The following is a 16,131-nucleotide window of genomic DNA, read 5'->3' on the forward strand; positions in this document are numbered from 1 at the left end:
TCTTTACGAATTAAGAGTAAAGGAGGTTTTTTTATGTTTGAGAATCTGGTAGAAGTTCTTCAGGAAAAGAAAGGAATTGCAAGTCTTATTGGGTTAGGTGCAGTCATAGGACTAGCCTTTATCTTTTTTCGACAACCAGCTCAAGTGGACCAAGTACCTTCTGTCACCGCTTTAGCTAGCCAAGTCGTCTCCGAGGAGCAAGCAGAAGCGTCGTCGGACCCAACAGTTCCGTCCCAAAATGAAGACAAAAGGACTGAAGCCGAGCAAGTTATCATGGTTGATGTTAAGGGAGCTGTTCAAAAACCAGGACTTTATTCCATGAAGTTAGGGGATAGACTGGCTGACGCTATCGCCAAAGCAGGAGGTCTGACGGAAGAGGCGGATGGAAACTCTATCAACCTCGCCCAGAAGCTCAGCGATGAGGCGGTAGTTTACATCGCCAGTCAAGGGGAGGACATTAGCGTCATTACCAGCTCGGTCAGCACGAAAGAAGGCCAGTCTGAAGAGAAGGGCAGTAGCCTGATCAACCTCAACACAGCTAGCTTAGCCGAACTGCAGACCATTTCAGGAATTGGTGCCAAGCGAGCTCAAGATATTATCGACTACCGCGAGGCTAACGGTGGTTTCAAAACAGTGGACGACCTCAAGAAAGTCTCAGGCATAGGTGATAAGACCATAGAAAAGTTAAGAGATTATGTTTCAGTGGATTAAACAGTCTTCTCTTCCCCCTATCCGGCTAGCTCTTATCCTCGTCCTAGCCTTTTACACCCTGCATTTTCCTAGTCCCATCACTTTTTCCTTGTTTGGCTATATCCTTTGGCGATTATTGTTTAAACATAGCAGAGCAGTGATCAAGGCGAGCCTGATGATTCTGCTGCCTTTTGGGCTCTTTTTTATGGCCCATCACTACCTCGCGGCACAGACCAAACGAGCTGCTCCAGAGACAATCAGCCACCTTCAGCTAGTCCCAGCCACCATCGGTGTCAATGGGGACCGTCTGTCCTTTCGAGCGAGAGCATCAGGCCAAACCTTCCAAGTCTTTTACAAACTCAAAAGTAAAGAAGAACAGTCCTATTTCCAGAATCTCACACAGACTGTTCAGATGACCGTTCATGCAGAGGTTTATGAAGCAGAAGGGCAACGCAATTTTGAGGGATTTGACTATCAGTCCTACTTAGAGACACAGGGGATTTACAAGATTGTCCAGATTGAACAGATTGAGGCTATCTCGCCGATCACCAGCTTCAATCCCTTTGACCTGTTAGCCCAATGGCGACGCCAAGTTATTGTCCATACGCAACGGCATTTCCCCGACCCTATGCGTCATTACCTGACGGGCCTGCTTTTTGGGCAGTTGGACAAGGACTTTGACCAGATGAGAGACCTTTACTCTAGTCTAGGCATCATCCATCTCTTTGCACTTTCCGGCATGCATGTCAGCTTTTTTGTGGATAAGTTTCGTTGGCTCTTATTGCGCTTGGGCTTGACTAAGGAGTTGGTCGATTGGTTGCAGTTGCCCTTCTCGCTCTTTTATGCGGGGATGACTGGGTTTTCAGCTTCGGTCCTGCGTAGTTTGATCCAAAAAAACTTAGCCAATCAGGGTATCTCGGGTTTGAACAATCTTGGGCTAACGGTTCTGATCAGCTTCATACTCATGCCAAATTTTCTACTGACCACAGGTGGCGTTCTCAGTTTTAGCTATGCCTTTATCCTGTCCTTTATTGCTAGCGATGACCTAAAGGGGCTTAAGGGATCAGTCCTAACGTCCCTAAGCCTGTCCCTTGGCATCCTACCGGTCCTCATTTGGCACTTTGCTAGCTATCAACCGCTCTCCATCGTCCTGACCTTTGCCTTTTCCTTGCTTTTTGACACTCTGATCTTACCCCTTTTGACCCTCACTTTCTTGATTTCCCCTTTTTGGAAAATAGCAGAGCTCAATAGCTTGTTTATCGGGCTGGAGGCCATCATCCACTGGCTAGCAGGGATTGTTCAGCGACCCTTTGTCTTTGGCAAGCCCAGTCTTTTCATTTTAGTCCTGTTACTGATCTGTTTGGGCTTTTTATATGATTCTTGGAAACAGCCAAAAATTCGCGTTAGTCTATGCTTACTTTTAATATCCTTGCTCTTTCTGACGAAGCATCCCTTGACCAATGAAGTGACCATTGTAGACGTCGGTCAGGGCGACAGCATTTTTCTAAGAGATATGAAAGGCAGAAATGTTCTCATCGATGTGGGTGGGAAGGTCAGTTTTACAGGCAAAGAAGAGTGGCAGCAGGGACAGGTGGACAGCAATGCAGAACGAACCTTGATTCCTTACTTGAAAAGTCGAGGGGTTGCAAAGATAGATACCCTCGTTTTGACCCACACCGACACCGACCATATCGGTGACCTCATTCCAGTCAGTCAAGCTTTTGATATCGGTCAAATCTGGGTCTCGCCAGGCAGTCTGACCGATGCGGATTTCGTTCAGGTCCTAGAAAGCTTAAACATACCTGTCCATGTGACGACCGTCGGTGACCAGATTCCCCTCTTTGATAGCTATTTAGAAGTGCTCTATCCCATGACGACAGGAGATGGTGGCAACAATGATTCGATTGTCCTCTACGGGCAGTTGCTCCAAACCCGTTTTCTCTTTACAGGGGATTTGGAGGATGGCGAGCTGGACTTGATCGAAACCTATCCTCAACTTTCCGTTGATGTTCTAAAAGCTGGCCACCATGGTAGTAAAGGGTCTTCTTATCCAGCCTTTCTGGACCACATCCAGCCTCAAATTGGCCTCTTCTCAGCAGGTAAGAATAACCGCTACCAACATCCCCATTCTGAAACCTTGGAGCGATTTGAAGAGCGCGGGATAACCACCTATCGGACGGACCAAGAGGGCGCTATTCGGTTTACAGGGTGGCGCAGCTGGCGCGTTGAGACGGTGAAGTGAGGAATAGATTGCCGGTTAGATAATCAGTTTTAAAAATCAAAAAGAAAATTCTGATAATTCACACAAAAGTATTGACAGAGTTTTCTGAAAATGATAAACTAGGACTCATCATTACTTACAGGGAGTCAGCACATGGTATCAACAATGTCATCATCTTTATTGTTGCGACCCAAGGACTAATGCAAGAGCATTAGTCCTGTTTGGCTTACCAAGCGGGATGAGGAGTCTCGCTGGAGGCTCCTCTTTTTTGCTAGAGGCTTCCATGATAAGTCAGCCAGAAAATAAAAGATAATCAGTCTAAGCAAAAAATGACATTTGTTTTTTAGATGATGCTAGCAATCCCCAAAATAGCTAAGACTGTTGATGATTATAGCTAAACGATCCCTGTGGCCAAAGAAGAAAGGAAGCTGTGATGAGACCGATTGAATTTTTAGATACAACCTTGAGAGACGGCGAGCAAACGCCAGGCGTTAATTTTTCCATCCAAGAAAAAGTTGCTATTGCTAGGCAGTTGGAGAAGTGGGGCATCTCAGCTATTGAAGCAGGTTTTCCTGCAGCTAGTCCAGATTCATTTGAAGCTGTCCGTCAGATAGCAGGAGCAATGACGCAAACAGCGGTAACAGGTTTGGCACGTTCAGTAAAGTCAGATATTGACAGGGCTTATGAAGCGTTAAAAGATGCCAAATATCCTCAGGTTCATGTTTTTATTGCGACCAGTCCCATTCACCGGGAGTTCAAACTCAAAAAGTCAAAAGAAGAAATCCTGGAAGCGATAAAAGAACATGTTAGCTATGCTAGGTCCAAGTTTGACGTGGTTGAATTTTCACCAGAGGATGCGACACGGACAGAGCCAGACTTTCTGCTAGAAGTTGTTCAGACAGCAGTGGACGCTGGCGCCACCTATATCAATATCCCAGATACGGTAGGCTTTACCACACCGGAACCCTATGGTCAAATTTTTAAAATGTTAACGGAAAATATCCAATCAGACCGTGAGATTATTTATAGTCCTCATTGTCATGATGACCTTGGAATGGCTGTAGCCAATACCCTTGCTGCCATTAAAAATGGAGCAGGGCGTGTCGAAGGGACAATCAATGGTATTGGTGAGCGGGCTGGAAATGCTGCCCTAGAGGAAGTTGCGGTTGCTCTAAACATTCGTGAGGATTTTTTCCAAGTGGATAGCCCGATTAAGCTCTCAGAAACCATGGCTTTGGCTGAGTTGGTTTCCCAAGCTTCTGGGATTCCACTACCAAAAAACAAGGCTGTTGTTGGTGGCAATGCCTTCTCTCACGAATCGGGCATTCATCAGGATGGTGTTTTAAAGAATCCTTTAACCTATGAAATCATCACACCAGAATTGGTTGGGGTTAAGAAAAATGCCCTGCCTCTTGGTAAACTCTCAGGTCGCCATGCCTTTGTTGACAAATTAAAATCCTTAAATTTTGAAGTAGACGAGACAGAAGTGAGCCGCTTGTTTGCAAAATTTAAGGCCCTGGCTGATAAAAAACAAGAGATCACCGATGCGGATATTAGAGCTCTGGTCTTAGATCGTGAGGTTCAAGATTTAGAAGGTTTCCAGTTCGCGGATTTAAAGGTCATGACAGAGGATTCTGGCAAAGTGACGGCCCAGGTCTTTATGGTCAATCAACAGGATGAGCAGGTGGTATTGGTAGCTGAAGGGCAAGGATCTGTTGAAGCCATCTTTAATGCAGTCGACCAGTTCTTCAAACAAAAAGCACGGTTAGACCGTTACCAAATCGAGGCTGTGACAGAAGGTATTGATGCGCAAGCCTCCGTACACGTGACGGTTGAAAATATGGAAACCGGGACACTCTTTAACGCATCTGGCATTGATTTTGATGTGTTAAAGGCTTCGGCAGAAGCCTACATCAACGCCAATACCTTGGTACAAAAAGAAAATGCTGGCATTATTGGTCAGCGCCTATCGGAGAAAGATTAAATGACATATCAGATTGTGACGCTAGCTGGAGACGGTATCGGTCCTGAAATCATGGCGGCAGGGCTGGACGTTCTCGCAGCAGTTGCCAAAAAAATCCATTTTGACTACGACTTAAAGGACTTTCCTTTTGGAGGTGCTGGGATTGATGCGAGCGGGCATCCCCTACCAGCAGAAACGCTTGCAGCTGCCAAATCAGCGGATGCCATCTTACTGGCTGCCATCGGCAGTCCAGAGTACGACAAGGCACCCGTTCGGCCTGAGCAAGGTCTCTTGCAGTTGAGGGAAGACTTGGGCTTGTTTGCTAATATTCGACCGCTTAAAATCTTTCCTGCGCTGGCACATTTATCGCCACTAAAGGCTGATCGTCTAGAGGGACTTGATTTTGTGGTTGTCAGGGAATTGACCAGCGGTATTTATTTTGGAAAACATGAATTAAGTGAAGACTGGGCTGAGGACATTAACCGTTACACGCACTCAGAAATTAAACGAATTTTGAGAACAGCCTTTCGCTTAGCCCAAACACGTCGAGGCAAGGTCACTAGTATTGACAAGCAAAACGTTTTGGCGACTTCAAAATTATGGCGTCAAGTCGCTGATGAGGTGGCCAAAGAGTTTCCGGACGTGCAACTAGAGCATCAGTTGGTTGACTCTGCGGCCATGTTGATGATTACGCAACCGAGTCGCTTTGATGTCATTGTCACGGAAAATTTATTTGGCGATATTCTCTCGGACGAAGCATCTGTCCTAGCAGGAAGTCTCGGCCTCATGCCTTCTGCTAGCCATTCTGAAACAGGGCCAAGCCTTTATGAGCCTATTCATGGATCGGCTCCTGATATTGCAGGTCAGGGCTTGGCCAATCCTATTTCCATGGTTTTATCCGTTGCCATGATGTTACGGGAATCCTTTGGTCAAGAGACTGGAGCTCGTATGATAGAAGAGGCTGTCGAGACTGTCTTGGCTGAAGGGGTTTTAACCGCAGACCTAGGCGGGCAGGCTAGTACCACCCAAATGACAGAGGCGATAATACAAAACCTATGACCATCAAAGAAATGATAACAGCGATTATAACCTTGTGGAATCTTTTAGTCTTTGCCAGCTACGGTTGGGACAAATACTGTGCAGTCAGAAACAGATGGCGTCTGCCAGAAAAGTTCCTCTTATTGGAGAGTTTGCTACTGGGAGGTCTCGGAGCATGGTTGGGCGGGCAAGTCTTTCACCATAAAACCAGGAAATGGTATTTTCAGCTCATCTGGTGGCTTAGTTTAGCGATTCTAGGCAGTGTTTTGTATTGGATTTGGAAGGGAGGTGTCCTATGAGCGGGCAGACAATTTTTGATAAAATTTGGGAGCGCCATGTCATAACTGGAGAGCTTGGCCAACCTCAGTTACTCTATATTGATCAGCACTATATCCATGAAGTGACAACCCCCCAGGCTTTTGATGGCTTAAGAGAGGCTGGACGACGCGTCAGAAGACCTGATTTAACCTTTGGGACCATTGATCACAATGTTCCGACTAAGGATATTTTTAACATCAGGGATTTGATTTCCAAGACCCAGATTGATACCCTGACGCGTAATGTTGAGGAATTTGGAATTGAGACTGCGGTTCACGGGAGTGAGAAACAAGGGATTGTTCATGTGGTTGGACCAGAGACTGGGCGTACTCAGCCTGGCAAAATTATCGTCTGTGGAGATAGCCACACCGCAACCCATGGCGCCTTTGGCGCAATTGGTTTTGGGATTGGGACATCAGAAGTTGAGCATGTCTTTGCGACCCAGTGCCTCTGGCAAGTTAAACCTAAGCAGATGAAAGTTGAGTTTGTTGGCACACCGCAAAAAGGGGTGTATTCGAAGGACTTTGTCATGGCTCTTATTGCCCAATATGGTGTCGGTGCTGGTGTCGGCTATGCCGTTGAGTACACCGGTGAAGCCATTGAAAGGCTCAGTATGGAAGAGCGCATGTCTATCTGTAATATGACCATTGAGTTTGGTGCCAAGTATGGGATAATGGCACCTGATGAAACGACTTTTTCCTATATGAAAGGTAGAGAGTGCATGCCAGAAGCTTTTGACGAAGCTGTGGCTGATTGGCAGACCTTAGTGTCTGATCAGGATGCTTCTTATGACAAGGTCATTACTATCGATGTCTCCAATCTGGCACCGATGGTATCATGGGGTACTAATCCAGAAATGGCAGTCGCCTTTGACCAGCCTTTTCCAGAGATGCGGGATATGAATGATGAACGTGCCTATGCCTATATGGACATGAAACCAGGGCAGACCGCACAGGACATTAAAATTGGTTATGTCTTTATTGGATCCTGTACGAACGCTAGGCTCAGCGATTTACGTCTAGCTGCGAAGTTTGTTAAAGGCCGACAGATTGCGGACCATGTCACGGCTATTGTCGTTCCGGGGAGTCGTCCGGTCAAGAGAGCTGCAGAAGCAGAAGGGCTGGATCAGATTTTTCTGGAAGCCGGCTTTGAATGGCGCGACCCAGGCTGTTCCATGTGTTTAGGCATGAATGAGGACAAGGTTCCTGAAGGTGTTCATTGTGCCTCGACCAGTAATCGTAACTTTGAAGGCCGACAAGGTTTCGGAGCAAGAACCCATCTTTGTAGCCCGGCTATGGCTGCCGCTGCCGCTATTGCTGGTCGCTTTGTCGATGTGCGCCAACTGCCGGAATCTCAATAGAAAAGATAAAGACTATGGAAAAATTTTCAATCTATACTGGGACGACTGTTCCAATCATGAACGACAATATCGATACCGACCAACTCTTGCCCAAGCAGTTTCTCAAGCTGATTGATAAAAAAGGATTCGGCAACTACCTCTTTTTTGAATGGCGGTATTTGGATAAAAAGTATACGGACAATCCTGATTTTATCCTCAACCAACCGCAGTATGCCAAAGCGAGCATCCTTATCTCAGGTGATAATTTTGGAGCCGGCTCGTCCAGAGAACATGCCGCTTGGGCCTTGGCCGATTATGGGTTTAAGGTGGTGATTGCTGGCTCTTTTGGAGACATTCATTACAATAATGAGCTCAATAACGGCATGCTTCCCATTGTACAACCCAAGGCAGTTAGGGAACAACTGGCTCAGTTGGCACCAGATCAGGAGATTACCATCGATCTCCCTAAGCAGGAATTGATCACACCTTTTGGGACTTTCTTCTTTGAAATTGATGACCAATGGAAGCATAAACTTATCAATGGTCTCGATGACATTGGGATTACCCTGCAGTATGAGGACTTGATTGCTGCCTACGAAGAAAATCGCCCCAGCTATTGGCTCTAGGACGATTTTCTTCTGTTGACTATTTTAGAATAATATCGAAGAATTTAGTTGAGGATAGGAGGGAGAGACAATAATGGCACGTGTGGTCTATGTTCAAGAAAAGGCATCTCATGCTGGCTGTGGTTGTTTAGCTAGTATTCTTTTGCTTTGGCTAGTCTTTTTGAAGTCCTTCTGGCGTCCATTACTTGTTGTTTTTTTAGTGCTTTTCATCTGGCACTGGCTTAAGCAAACCATTTTCAAAAAACATCAACAGGATTTCTACCAAATTTCCTCGCCATACGCACAAGATACCATAAGAACGGTAAAAGAAGCAGAAGGTATTGATGGGGATGAGAAAATAAAGTGATTTCTTTTTGATATATTAAAAATGACACCCTTTTTATGGAAGATTTTCAAATGGAATAACCTGAAAATTCCTATTCTGGAGTAGTTATCTAGTTTATCAAAAAAGAAGTAACCTGTATTTCAAAAATGATTTAAGATGAAAGTTAATCTTTAATCGCATTTTCAAAATGTATACATGAGCGCTGAGTTTTTATCAGGCTCATTTTTTGTTAACAAATTTCCTTTTAGATAGGGAAAATATATAACTTTAAAACCGTTTACAATGTTGATTTAATAAGCTATTATGGAATTAAGAAAACAAATGAAGGGAGCTATCATGATTACATTTCCAAAGGACTTTTTATGGGGAAGTTCGACCTCTGGTCCTCAGTCTGAGGGACGTCTTCCAGATGATGGTAAAGGTGATAATACATGGGATTATTGGTTTAAACAAGAGCCTCAAAAGTTTCACAATCAAGTAGGTCCAGAATTAACCTCGACATTTTATGAACATTATGAAAAAGATTTGGACTATCTAGTTGAGACAGGGCATACGGCTTTTAGGACCTCAATTCAGTGGTCACGCCTTATTCCAGACGGTGATGGCGAGGTCAATGACAAAGCCATTGCCTTTTACAGAAATGTCTTTGAAGGTGTCAAAGCACGGGGCATTGAATTACTTGTTAATTTGTATCATTTTGATTTACCCATGTGTTTGGAGGAAAAGGGCGGCTGGATTAACCGTTCAACAGTCGATGCCTATGAGCGTTATGCTCGTATCTGTTTTGAAGCGTTTGGTGATATCGTTGATCGTTGGATTACCTTTAATGAACCAATTGTGCCTGTCGAATGTGGTTATTTTTACCAACTTCATTACCCTGCAACAGTTGACCCTAAAGCAGGAATTCAAGTTGCTTTTCATACGCAATTAGCAAGTAGTCTAGCAGTAAAGGCATGCCATGAGGTTGGTTCTGATTATAAAATTGGTATTGTACTCAACTTAACCCCAGCCTATCCAAGGAGTCAGCACCCAGCAGACTTAAAGGCCGCACGTATTGCAGAACTGTTTCAAGCCAAGTCCTTCTTAGATCCATCGGTGAAAGGCGAGTATCCGGAAGAGTTAGTAGAACTGATCAAAGCACATGATCTATTACCCGATTATCAAGAAGATGATTTGAGAGTCATCAAAGAAAACTGCGTTGACTACTTAGGAGTTAACTATTATCAACCGTTACGTGTCGCTGCTACTAAACATCTAGCTAATCCTGAAGCACCATTTTTCCCTTCGGTTTACTTTGACCACTATGAAATGCCTGGTCGAAAAATGAATCCGCACCGAGGATGGGAAATATATGAGCAAGGTGTCTATGATATCGCGCGTGATATCAAGGAAAACTACGGGAATATCGAGTGGATTTTGACTGAGAATGGCATGGGTGTTGAAGGAGAAGAAAAATTCCGTGAGAATGGCATGATCCAAGATGATTACCGCATTGACTTTATTAAAGACCATCTAAGAGAGCTCCATAAAGCCATTGAAGAAGGAGCTAACTGTAAAGGTTATCTTCTTTGGACCTTTATTGACTGTTGGTCTTGGTTGAATAGTTATAAAAACCGCTACGGTCTCGTTGAACTGGATTTAAAAGATCAGTCACGAAAGATTAAGAAGTCTGGTAAGTGGTTTAAAGAGCTCAGTCAAAATAACGGCTTTTAATTAGAAAAGAGCAATTGATATGGCAAAACTAGGCTTTTCACTTTACCCGGAGCACCACGATTTAGAAACCTTAAAATCCTATGTAGATCAATTTTCAGAAACACTATGTGAGCGTGTGTTTCTTAGCATGTTGCAACTAGATCCTGATGACTTAACAATGTTCGATCATTATAAGTTTATTGTAACTTATTGCCAATCAAAATCGTTTAAGGTCTTCGCTGATTTAAGTCCAGAATTTATTAAAAAAATAGGTTGGCAAGATGATTTGATAAAGCGAGCGTTTGAGTTCGGTCTTTCTGGGATACGGTTAGATGAATCCTATCCAGATCAAGAATTAGTTGATTTGAGTCATAATTCTTATGGTGTCAAAATTGAGCTCAATATGAGCACTGAACCCAAATTATTGGAAAGGTTAGTTACTCTAGGGGTTAATCTAGATAATATCACAGCTTGCCATAATTTTTATCCACGAGAATACACAGGATTAGGCACAGACTATTTTTTAAAAATCAGTGAAGAATACAGTCGGTATGGAATTGAACGTGCTGCGTTTATTACCGCTCAGACAGCTGATACTGGTCCCTGGCCAGTGTCAGAGGGATTATGCACATTAGAAGATCATCGTCATTTGCCTCTTGAATATCAGTACAAATGGATGCAGGCTTCTGGTGTAGTCGATCATATCATCATTGCTAATCAGCTCGTTTCTAAGAATGAATTAAAAATGCTCCCTAAAGATGATGTATTGGATCTGACCATTAACATACATCCCAATATCTCAGAAATAGAAAAATCGATTATCCTAAACGAAGCGCATTGCTATCGAGGAGATGTTTCTGATTACGTTATTCGTTCGACTAACCATCGACCAAAATACAGTCAATGTGATATTTCGCCCCTTCCATCTAATAGAGAAGTAACACGTGGCGATATTCTAATTGACAATAGTCTTTATGGTCGGTACTGTGGTGAGCTCCAAATTGCTTTAAGGGATTTTAAGATTTCTGAGAAGACGAATTTGGTTGGACGAATTAGCCAAGAAGATTTATCACTCATAGACCTTCTAAAACCTTGGCAATCTTTCAGATTCTCACCTCGAGAGAGTTAGCTCTTCTAATCATAGTTATTAATAATCTTATCCAAATACAAGGAGGAACTATATGAAAACAATTATGCTCGTCTGCAATGCAGGCATGTCAACTAGTATGCTGGTGACAAAAATGCAAAAAGCTGCTGAATCCAAAGGATTTGAAGCTAACATTTTTGCCGTACCAGTTTCAGAAGTAGACCAAGAGATGGCAAAAAACAATGTTGATGTGCTCTTGATTGGTCCACAAGTCAGATTCATGTTAAAAGAGTACAAAGAGAAATTTGAACCTAATACTAAGGTCACAGATATCAATATGGTAGATTATGGGACTATGAATGGGGAAAAAGTTCTTGAAAGTGCTTTAGCTTTAATTAATATCTAGGGGAAATAATAGAAAAGAGGAGTAACATACCATGGATAAATTTATGGATAGTAAATTTATGGAAGGGTTCATGACATTTGCAGGTAAGATGGGTTCCCAAAAACATCTTGTTGCCATTCGTGACTCTTTCATTGCAATGATGCCGATAACATTGGCAGGATCAATCGCTGTTTTGCTAAACGTATTCTTTAGGGATATTCCAAACAGTTTAGGAGCCACTGGATTTGCAGAGGCTATGCAACCAATCGTTACTATAAATGGTTACGTTTTTGCGGGGACAATTGGTATTACAGCATTGGTGTTCGCATTTGGGATTGGTTATCACCTTTCACAAGGTGATGGGGTTAACCCAATTGCAGGTGGTTTAATTTCTTTTGCATCATTTGTTGCCACCATTCCACAGACAGTTAAAGTAGCTATCGATTTGGCAGGAGCTGAAGGTTCAGCCCTGGATGCCCTTACTGCTTTAGGGCTCACTATTGCACAAGGTGATTCTGGTGCATCAATAGATTATGCTCACAGTGGCGCTATTGGAACGGGATATCTCGGAGCAACGGGTCTCTTCACCGCTTTAATTATTGGTTTTATTTCTAGTCTCATTTATATTAAACTGACTAAGAAAAACATCATTATTAAGATGCCAGACTCTGTCCCTCCAGCTGTTAATAAAGCCTTTGCAGCTATTATTCCTGGTACAGTAGCTATTTATGTGTCTGCTCTTTTAGCGCATCTTGCTATTTCATTAACTGGCTCACCACTTAATGATTTAATTTCTACATACATTCAACAACCATTGATGGGCTTGTCTCAGGGCCTCTTCAGTGTCATCGTGCTATCATTCTTAGTGCAATTGTTCTGGTTCTTTGGTCTTCATGGCCACAATGTTTTGGCGCCAATCATGGATGGTATTTATGGTCCTGCCCTTTTGGAAAACACATCTGTTTACGAAGCAACTCAGGATATCAGCCAACTTCCTTGGGATTGGACGCGTGGTTCCTTTGATGCTTTTGCCCAGATGGGTGGTTCTGGTGTAACGCTAGGTTTAATCATTGCAATCTTTATTTTCTCAAAACGTCAAGAGCACAAAACAATTGGTAAGCTAGCTGCTCCAATGGGACTCTTTAATATCAATGAGCCGATTATCTTTGGTATGCCTATCGTTCTTAACCCAATCTTCTTAATTCCTTGGTTGATTGTGCCTCCGATTTGTTGTACAATTGCTTACCTTGCTACTTCCGCAGGCTTGATTCCACCAGTTTATCTTTCTGTTCCATGGATTACGCCTCCAGGTCTCTATGCCTTCTTAGCAACTGGTAATAATATCATGGCTGGTTTAGTAGCTATTTTCAACCTATTCGTGTCATTCTTGATTTGGACACCATTTGTTATTGCTGCAAATCGCATGAATACAGAGGAAGTATAGGATGGATTATAATATCAGTTAAAATACAATAGCAAAAAAGTCCTCTTGGCTTAAGTAAGAGGACTTTTCTGCTTTTTTCATTTCTTTACGAATAAAGAGATGGAGGTGGTTGTTATGTTAGTGGCCAAGGATCGGCATGGTCGTTTGGTTAATGCTGTGCATCAGGAGATCAAGAGGAATCAAGCACCGTTTACCTGCCCTGGCTGTCTGGGGCAAGCACGTTTTAAAAAGGGAAAAATCAATCGGCCACACTTTGCTCATGTGACGCGAGAACAATGCACATTCTTTGCGGAAAACGAATCAGCAGAACATCTCAATCTTAAAGGCCATCTATACAGGTGGGCCTCAAAAAGCAAGACCAGCCATGTTACTCTGGAGGAATGTTTACCTGACATTGGCCAGATTGCGGATGTGATGTTAAACGGACACTTGGCCTTAGAGGTTCAGTGTTCGTCACTATCTCAGGACCGGTTAAAAGAGCGGTCAGACCATTACCGTTTTTCGGGTCATGAAGTCATTTGGCTTTTGGGAAGGAAGCTTTGGTTAAAGGAAACGTTGACGAAGCTTCAACGCGGTTTTTTGTATTTTAGCAAAAACTGTGGCTTTTACCTGTGGGAACTGGATGAAGCGAATAGTGTTTTGAGGTTAAAATACATGATTCATGAGGATCTCTGTGGGAAACTCCAATATTTAACTAAGGAATTTCGATTCGGTGAAGGGGATTTGATGACCTGCTTGCGGTTTCCATTTCAGGCACAGTCACTTCATAGCTTTGAAGGGAAAATGAATCATAGCATTGTCTCTTATGTCCGTCAGCAACTCTATTTTCAAAACCCAAGATGGATGGCCAAACAAGCCGAGGCTTACCGACAGGGCCATAATTTACTGACCTATAGTTCAGAAGACTTTTACCCTCAGGTAAATCCTATCTCATCTGACGGGTTAACTCAGATTTCCCAAGATCTTGACACCTATTATCATCAGTTTCATAGCTACTATATCAGTCGAAAGGCTAAGCATTACCAAATCCTTTATTCTCCAGCTTTTTATGATAGAATAAAAGGTACGGAGGATTTTACAAATGGTAAAAAATAGAACTGAAATTGATGAAAAATATACTTGGGACTTGTCTACGATTTTTCCAAGCGATGAAGCCTGGGAAGCGGAGTTGTCCGAGATTATGGTGGCTCTGGAAGAGGCTAGCCGTTTTGAAGGAACCTTGGCACAGTCAGGTCACGCTTTGTTAGAAGTGACGGAGGCCTACTTGGCCTTGGCTCGCCGGATTGACACACTCTATGTTTACGGTCACATGAAAAATGACCAGGACACGCGCGAGGCCAAGTACCAAGAATTCAACGCTAAAGGCAAAACTGCTTATGCCAAACTCAGCCAGGTTTTTGCCTTTTACGAACCAGAGCTCTTGGCACTGTCTGAAGAGACTTTTAATCAATTTGTGAAAGAGGAACCAGGTCTTGAGGCTTATGCCCATTACTTTGATCGCTTGTTCCAAAACAAACCGCATGTGCTCTCAAAAGCAGAAGAAGGCATTTTGGCGGCAGCTAGCGAGGTATTCTCAGCTGGACCAGAAACCTTCTCGATCTTGAATAACGCTGATTTAAAATTCCCGACGATTCGTGATGAAAATGGGAAAGAAGTGCAACTGTCACATGGCAATTACATTACCTTTATGCAGTCGAAGGACCGTGAGGTCCGTAAACGTGCCTATGAGGCTATGTATTCTGTCTACGAGCAATTCCAGCATGTGTTTGCCAAAACGCTACAAACCGCTGTCAAAACGCATAACTTAAATGCTTCTGTTCGTCATTATGGCAGCGCGCGTGAAGCGGCCCTGTCTCGGAACTTTGTCCCTGAAGCGGTCTACGATACTTTGGTGTCAGCGGTTAATAAACATCTGCCTTTGATGCACCGCTACATCAAGCTGCGTAAAAAAGTCATGGGAATTGATGACCTTAAGATGTATGATCTTTACACGCTACTTGGAGAAAGCGAGCCATCTTTTAGCTATGAAGATGCTCTAGCTAAAGCAGAGGAAGCACTGGCAATTCTTGGGGAAGACTACCTCGGCCGTGTGAAGAAAGCCTTTAGCGAGCGTTGGATTGATGTACATGAGAACACTGGCAAACGGTCTGGGGCTTATTCTGGAGGTGCTTATGACACCAATGCCTTCATGCTTCTTAACTGGCAGGATAACCTCAATAACCTCTATACCTTGGTTCATGAGACCGGTCATTCCATGCACTCAGCCTACACCCGTGCTAATCAGCCTTACGTTTATGGAGATTACTCTATCTTCTTAGCAGAGATTGCCTCTACGACAAATGAAAATCTCTTAACAGAGCACCTGCTCAATGAAGTGGACGATGATGCTTCTCGCTTTGCCATTCTTAACCATTATTTGGACGGTTTTAGAGGAACCATTTTCCGCCAAACCCAGTTTGCAGAGTTTGAATTAGCAATTCATCAGGCAGACCAAGCTGGCGAGGTATTGACCAGTGAATACATGAATGCTCTTTACGCAGACCTCAATGCTAAATATTATGGGCTTTCCAAGGAAGATAATCCCCAAATTCAATACGAATGGGCACGTATCCCGCATTTCTACTACAATTACTACGTCTTCCAATATTCAACAGGTTTTGCGGCAGCAACAGCCCTTGCTGAAAAAATCATCAATGGCAGCCAAGAGGACAAGGACAAATACATTGCCTACCTCAGTGCTGGAAGTTCCGATTATCCAATCAACGTCATGCAAACAGCAGGAGTTGATATGACCAGCGAAGATTACCTCAATGCAGCCTTTGAAGTCTTTGAACGCCGTTTGGAAGAATTAGAAACCCTAGCTGAAAAACTCTATGCTTAATGTAGCAGACTCTTGCCTCTGGTAAGAGTCTTTTTGAATACAAAAAAGACCAGTGATAAACTGGTCGCAGACTGAAGACAAAGTTATTTTTGAAACTTTCCTTAGGCGATAACGGACGGTAG

Annotated in this window: 15 protein-coding genes; all 15 read left to right on the plus strand. The window is 43.4% G+C overall.

The window, feature by feature from the left end; genetic code table 11:
- The first annotated feature begins 33 nt into the window (after nt 1-33).
- Nucleotides 34-711, plus strand: coding sequence for a helix-hairpin-helix domain-containing protein (locus J2S23_RS03400; RefSeq protein WP_307121353.1), 678 nt, complete (start codon nt 34-36; stop codon nt 709-711).
- The gene (locus tag J2S23_RS03405; RefSeq protein ID WP_307121354.1) at nt 695-2,932 is read left to right on the plus strand and encodes a DNA internalization-related competence protein ComEC/Rec2; all 2,238 of its coding nucleotides are present in this window, start codon (nt 695-697) and stop codon (nt 2,930-2,932) included. The genes J2S23_RS03400 and J2S23_RS03405 overlap by 17 nt, the downstream gene beginning before the upstream one ends.
- A 71-nt stretch (nt 2,933-3,003) precedes the next feature.
- Nucleotides 3,004-3,126 carry a hypothetical protein gene (locus J2S23_RS03410; RefSeq protein ID WP_307121355.1) on the plus strand — a complete coding sequence of 41 codons (123 nt, stop codon included), beginning with the start codon at nt 3,004-3,006 and terminating at the stop codon, nt 3,124-3,126.
- A 218-nt stretch (nt 3,127-3,344) separates the two neighbouring features.
- Nucleotides 3,345-4,895, plus strand: a complete 1,551-nt coding sequence (locus J2S23_RS03415; protein WP_307121356.1) for a 2-isopropylmalate synthase — start codon at nt 3,345-3,347, stop codon at nt 4,893-4,895.
- Nucleotides 4,896-5,933 (plus strand): 3-isopropylmalate dehydrogenase, encoded by a 1,038-nt coding sequence (leuB, locus tag J2S23_RS03420; RefSeq protein ID WP_307121357.1) that lies wholly within the window; start codon nt 4,896-4,898, stop codon nt 5,931-5,933.
- On the plus strand, nt 5,930-6,211 hold the full coding sequence (locus tag J2S23_RS03425) for a DUF1294 domain-containing protein (protein WP_307121358.1): 282 nt from the start codon (nt 5,930-5,932) through the stop codon (nt 6,209-6,211). The genes leuB and J2S23_RS03425 overlap by 4 nt, the downstream gene beginning before the upstream one ends.
- A complete protein-coding gene (leuC, locus tag J2S23_RS03430; RefSeq protein WP_307121359.1) occupies nt 6,208-7,590 on the plus strand; it encodes a 3-isopropylmalate dehydratase large subunit in 1,383 nt (460 codons plus the stop codon). The genes J2S23_RS03425 and leuC overlap by 4 nt, the downstream gene beginning before the upstream one ends.
- Nucleotides 7,591-7,604: 14 nt before the next feature.
- The gene (gene leuD / locus J2S23_RS03435; RefSeq protein WP_307121360.1) at nt 7,605-8,195 is read left to right on the plus strand and encodes a 3-isopropylmalate dehydratase small subunit; all 591 of its coding nucleotides are present in this window, start codon (nt 7,605-7,607) and stop codon (nt 8,193-8,195) included.
- A gap of 73 nt (nt 8,196-8,268) precedes the next feature.
- Nucleotides 8,269-8,541, plus strand: a complete 273-nt coding sequence (locus tag J2S23_RS03440; protein WP_307121361.1) for a hypothetical protein — start codon at nt 8,269-8,271, stop codon at nt 8,539-8,541.
- A 315-nt stretch (nt 8,542-8,856) separates the two neighbouring features.
- Nucleotides 8,857-10,233 carry a 6-phospho-beta-glucosidase GmuD gene (gmuD, locus tag J2S23_RS03445; RefSeq protein WP_307121362.1) on the plus strand — a complete coding sequence of 459 codons (1,377 nt, stop codon included), beginning with the start codon at nt 8,857-8,859 and terminating at the stop codon, nt 10,231-10,233.
- 19 nt (nt 10,234-10,252) lie between these two features.
- Nucleotides 10,253-11,341, plus strand: coding sequence for a DUF871 domain-containing protein (locus J2S23_RS03450; RefSeq protein ID WP_307121363.1), 1,089 nt, complete (start codon nt 10,253-10,255; stop codon nt 11,339-11,341).
- Nucleotides 11,342-11,393: 52 nt separating this feature from the next.
- Nucleotides 11,394-11,705, plus strand: a complete 312-nt coding sequence (locus J2S23_RS03455; RefSeq protein WP_307121364.1) for a PTS sugar transporter subunit IIB — start codon at nt 11,394-11,396, stop codon at nt 11,703-11,705.
- Nucleotides 11,706-11,736: 31 nt separating this feature from the next.
- Nucleotides 11,737-13,128 (plus strand): PTS sugar transporter subunit IIC, encoded by a 1,392-nt coding sequence (locus J2S23_RS03460; protein WP_307121365.1) that lies wholly within the window; start codon nt 11,737-11,739, stop codon nt 13,126-13,128.
- Nucleotides 13,129-13,242: 114 nt separating this feature from the next.
- Nucleotides 13,243-14,223 carry a competence protein CoiA gene (locus J2S23_RS03465; RefSeq protein ID WP_307121366.1) on the plus strand — a complete coding sequence of 327 codons (981 nt, stop codon included), beginning with the start codon at nt 13,243-13,245 and terminating at the stop codon, nt 14,221-14,223.
- Nucleotides 14,210-16,009: an oligoendopeptidase F gene (gene pepF, locus J2S23_RS03470; protein WP_307121367.1), complete on the plus strand. Its 1,800-nt coding sequence runs from the start codon at nt 14,210-14,212 to the stop codon at nt 16,007-16,009. The genes J2S23_RS03465 and pepF overlap by 14 nt, the downstream gene beginning before the upstream one ends.
- Nucleotides 16,010-16,131 lie beyond the last annotated feature (122 nt).

Source organism: Streptococcus moroccensis, assembly GCF_030812835.1.
In the GTDB taxonomy this organism is placed as follows: Bacteria; Bacillota; Bacilli; order Lactobacillales; family Streptococcaceae; genus Streptococcus; species Streptococcus moroccensis.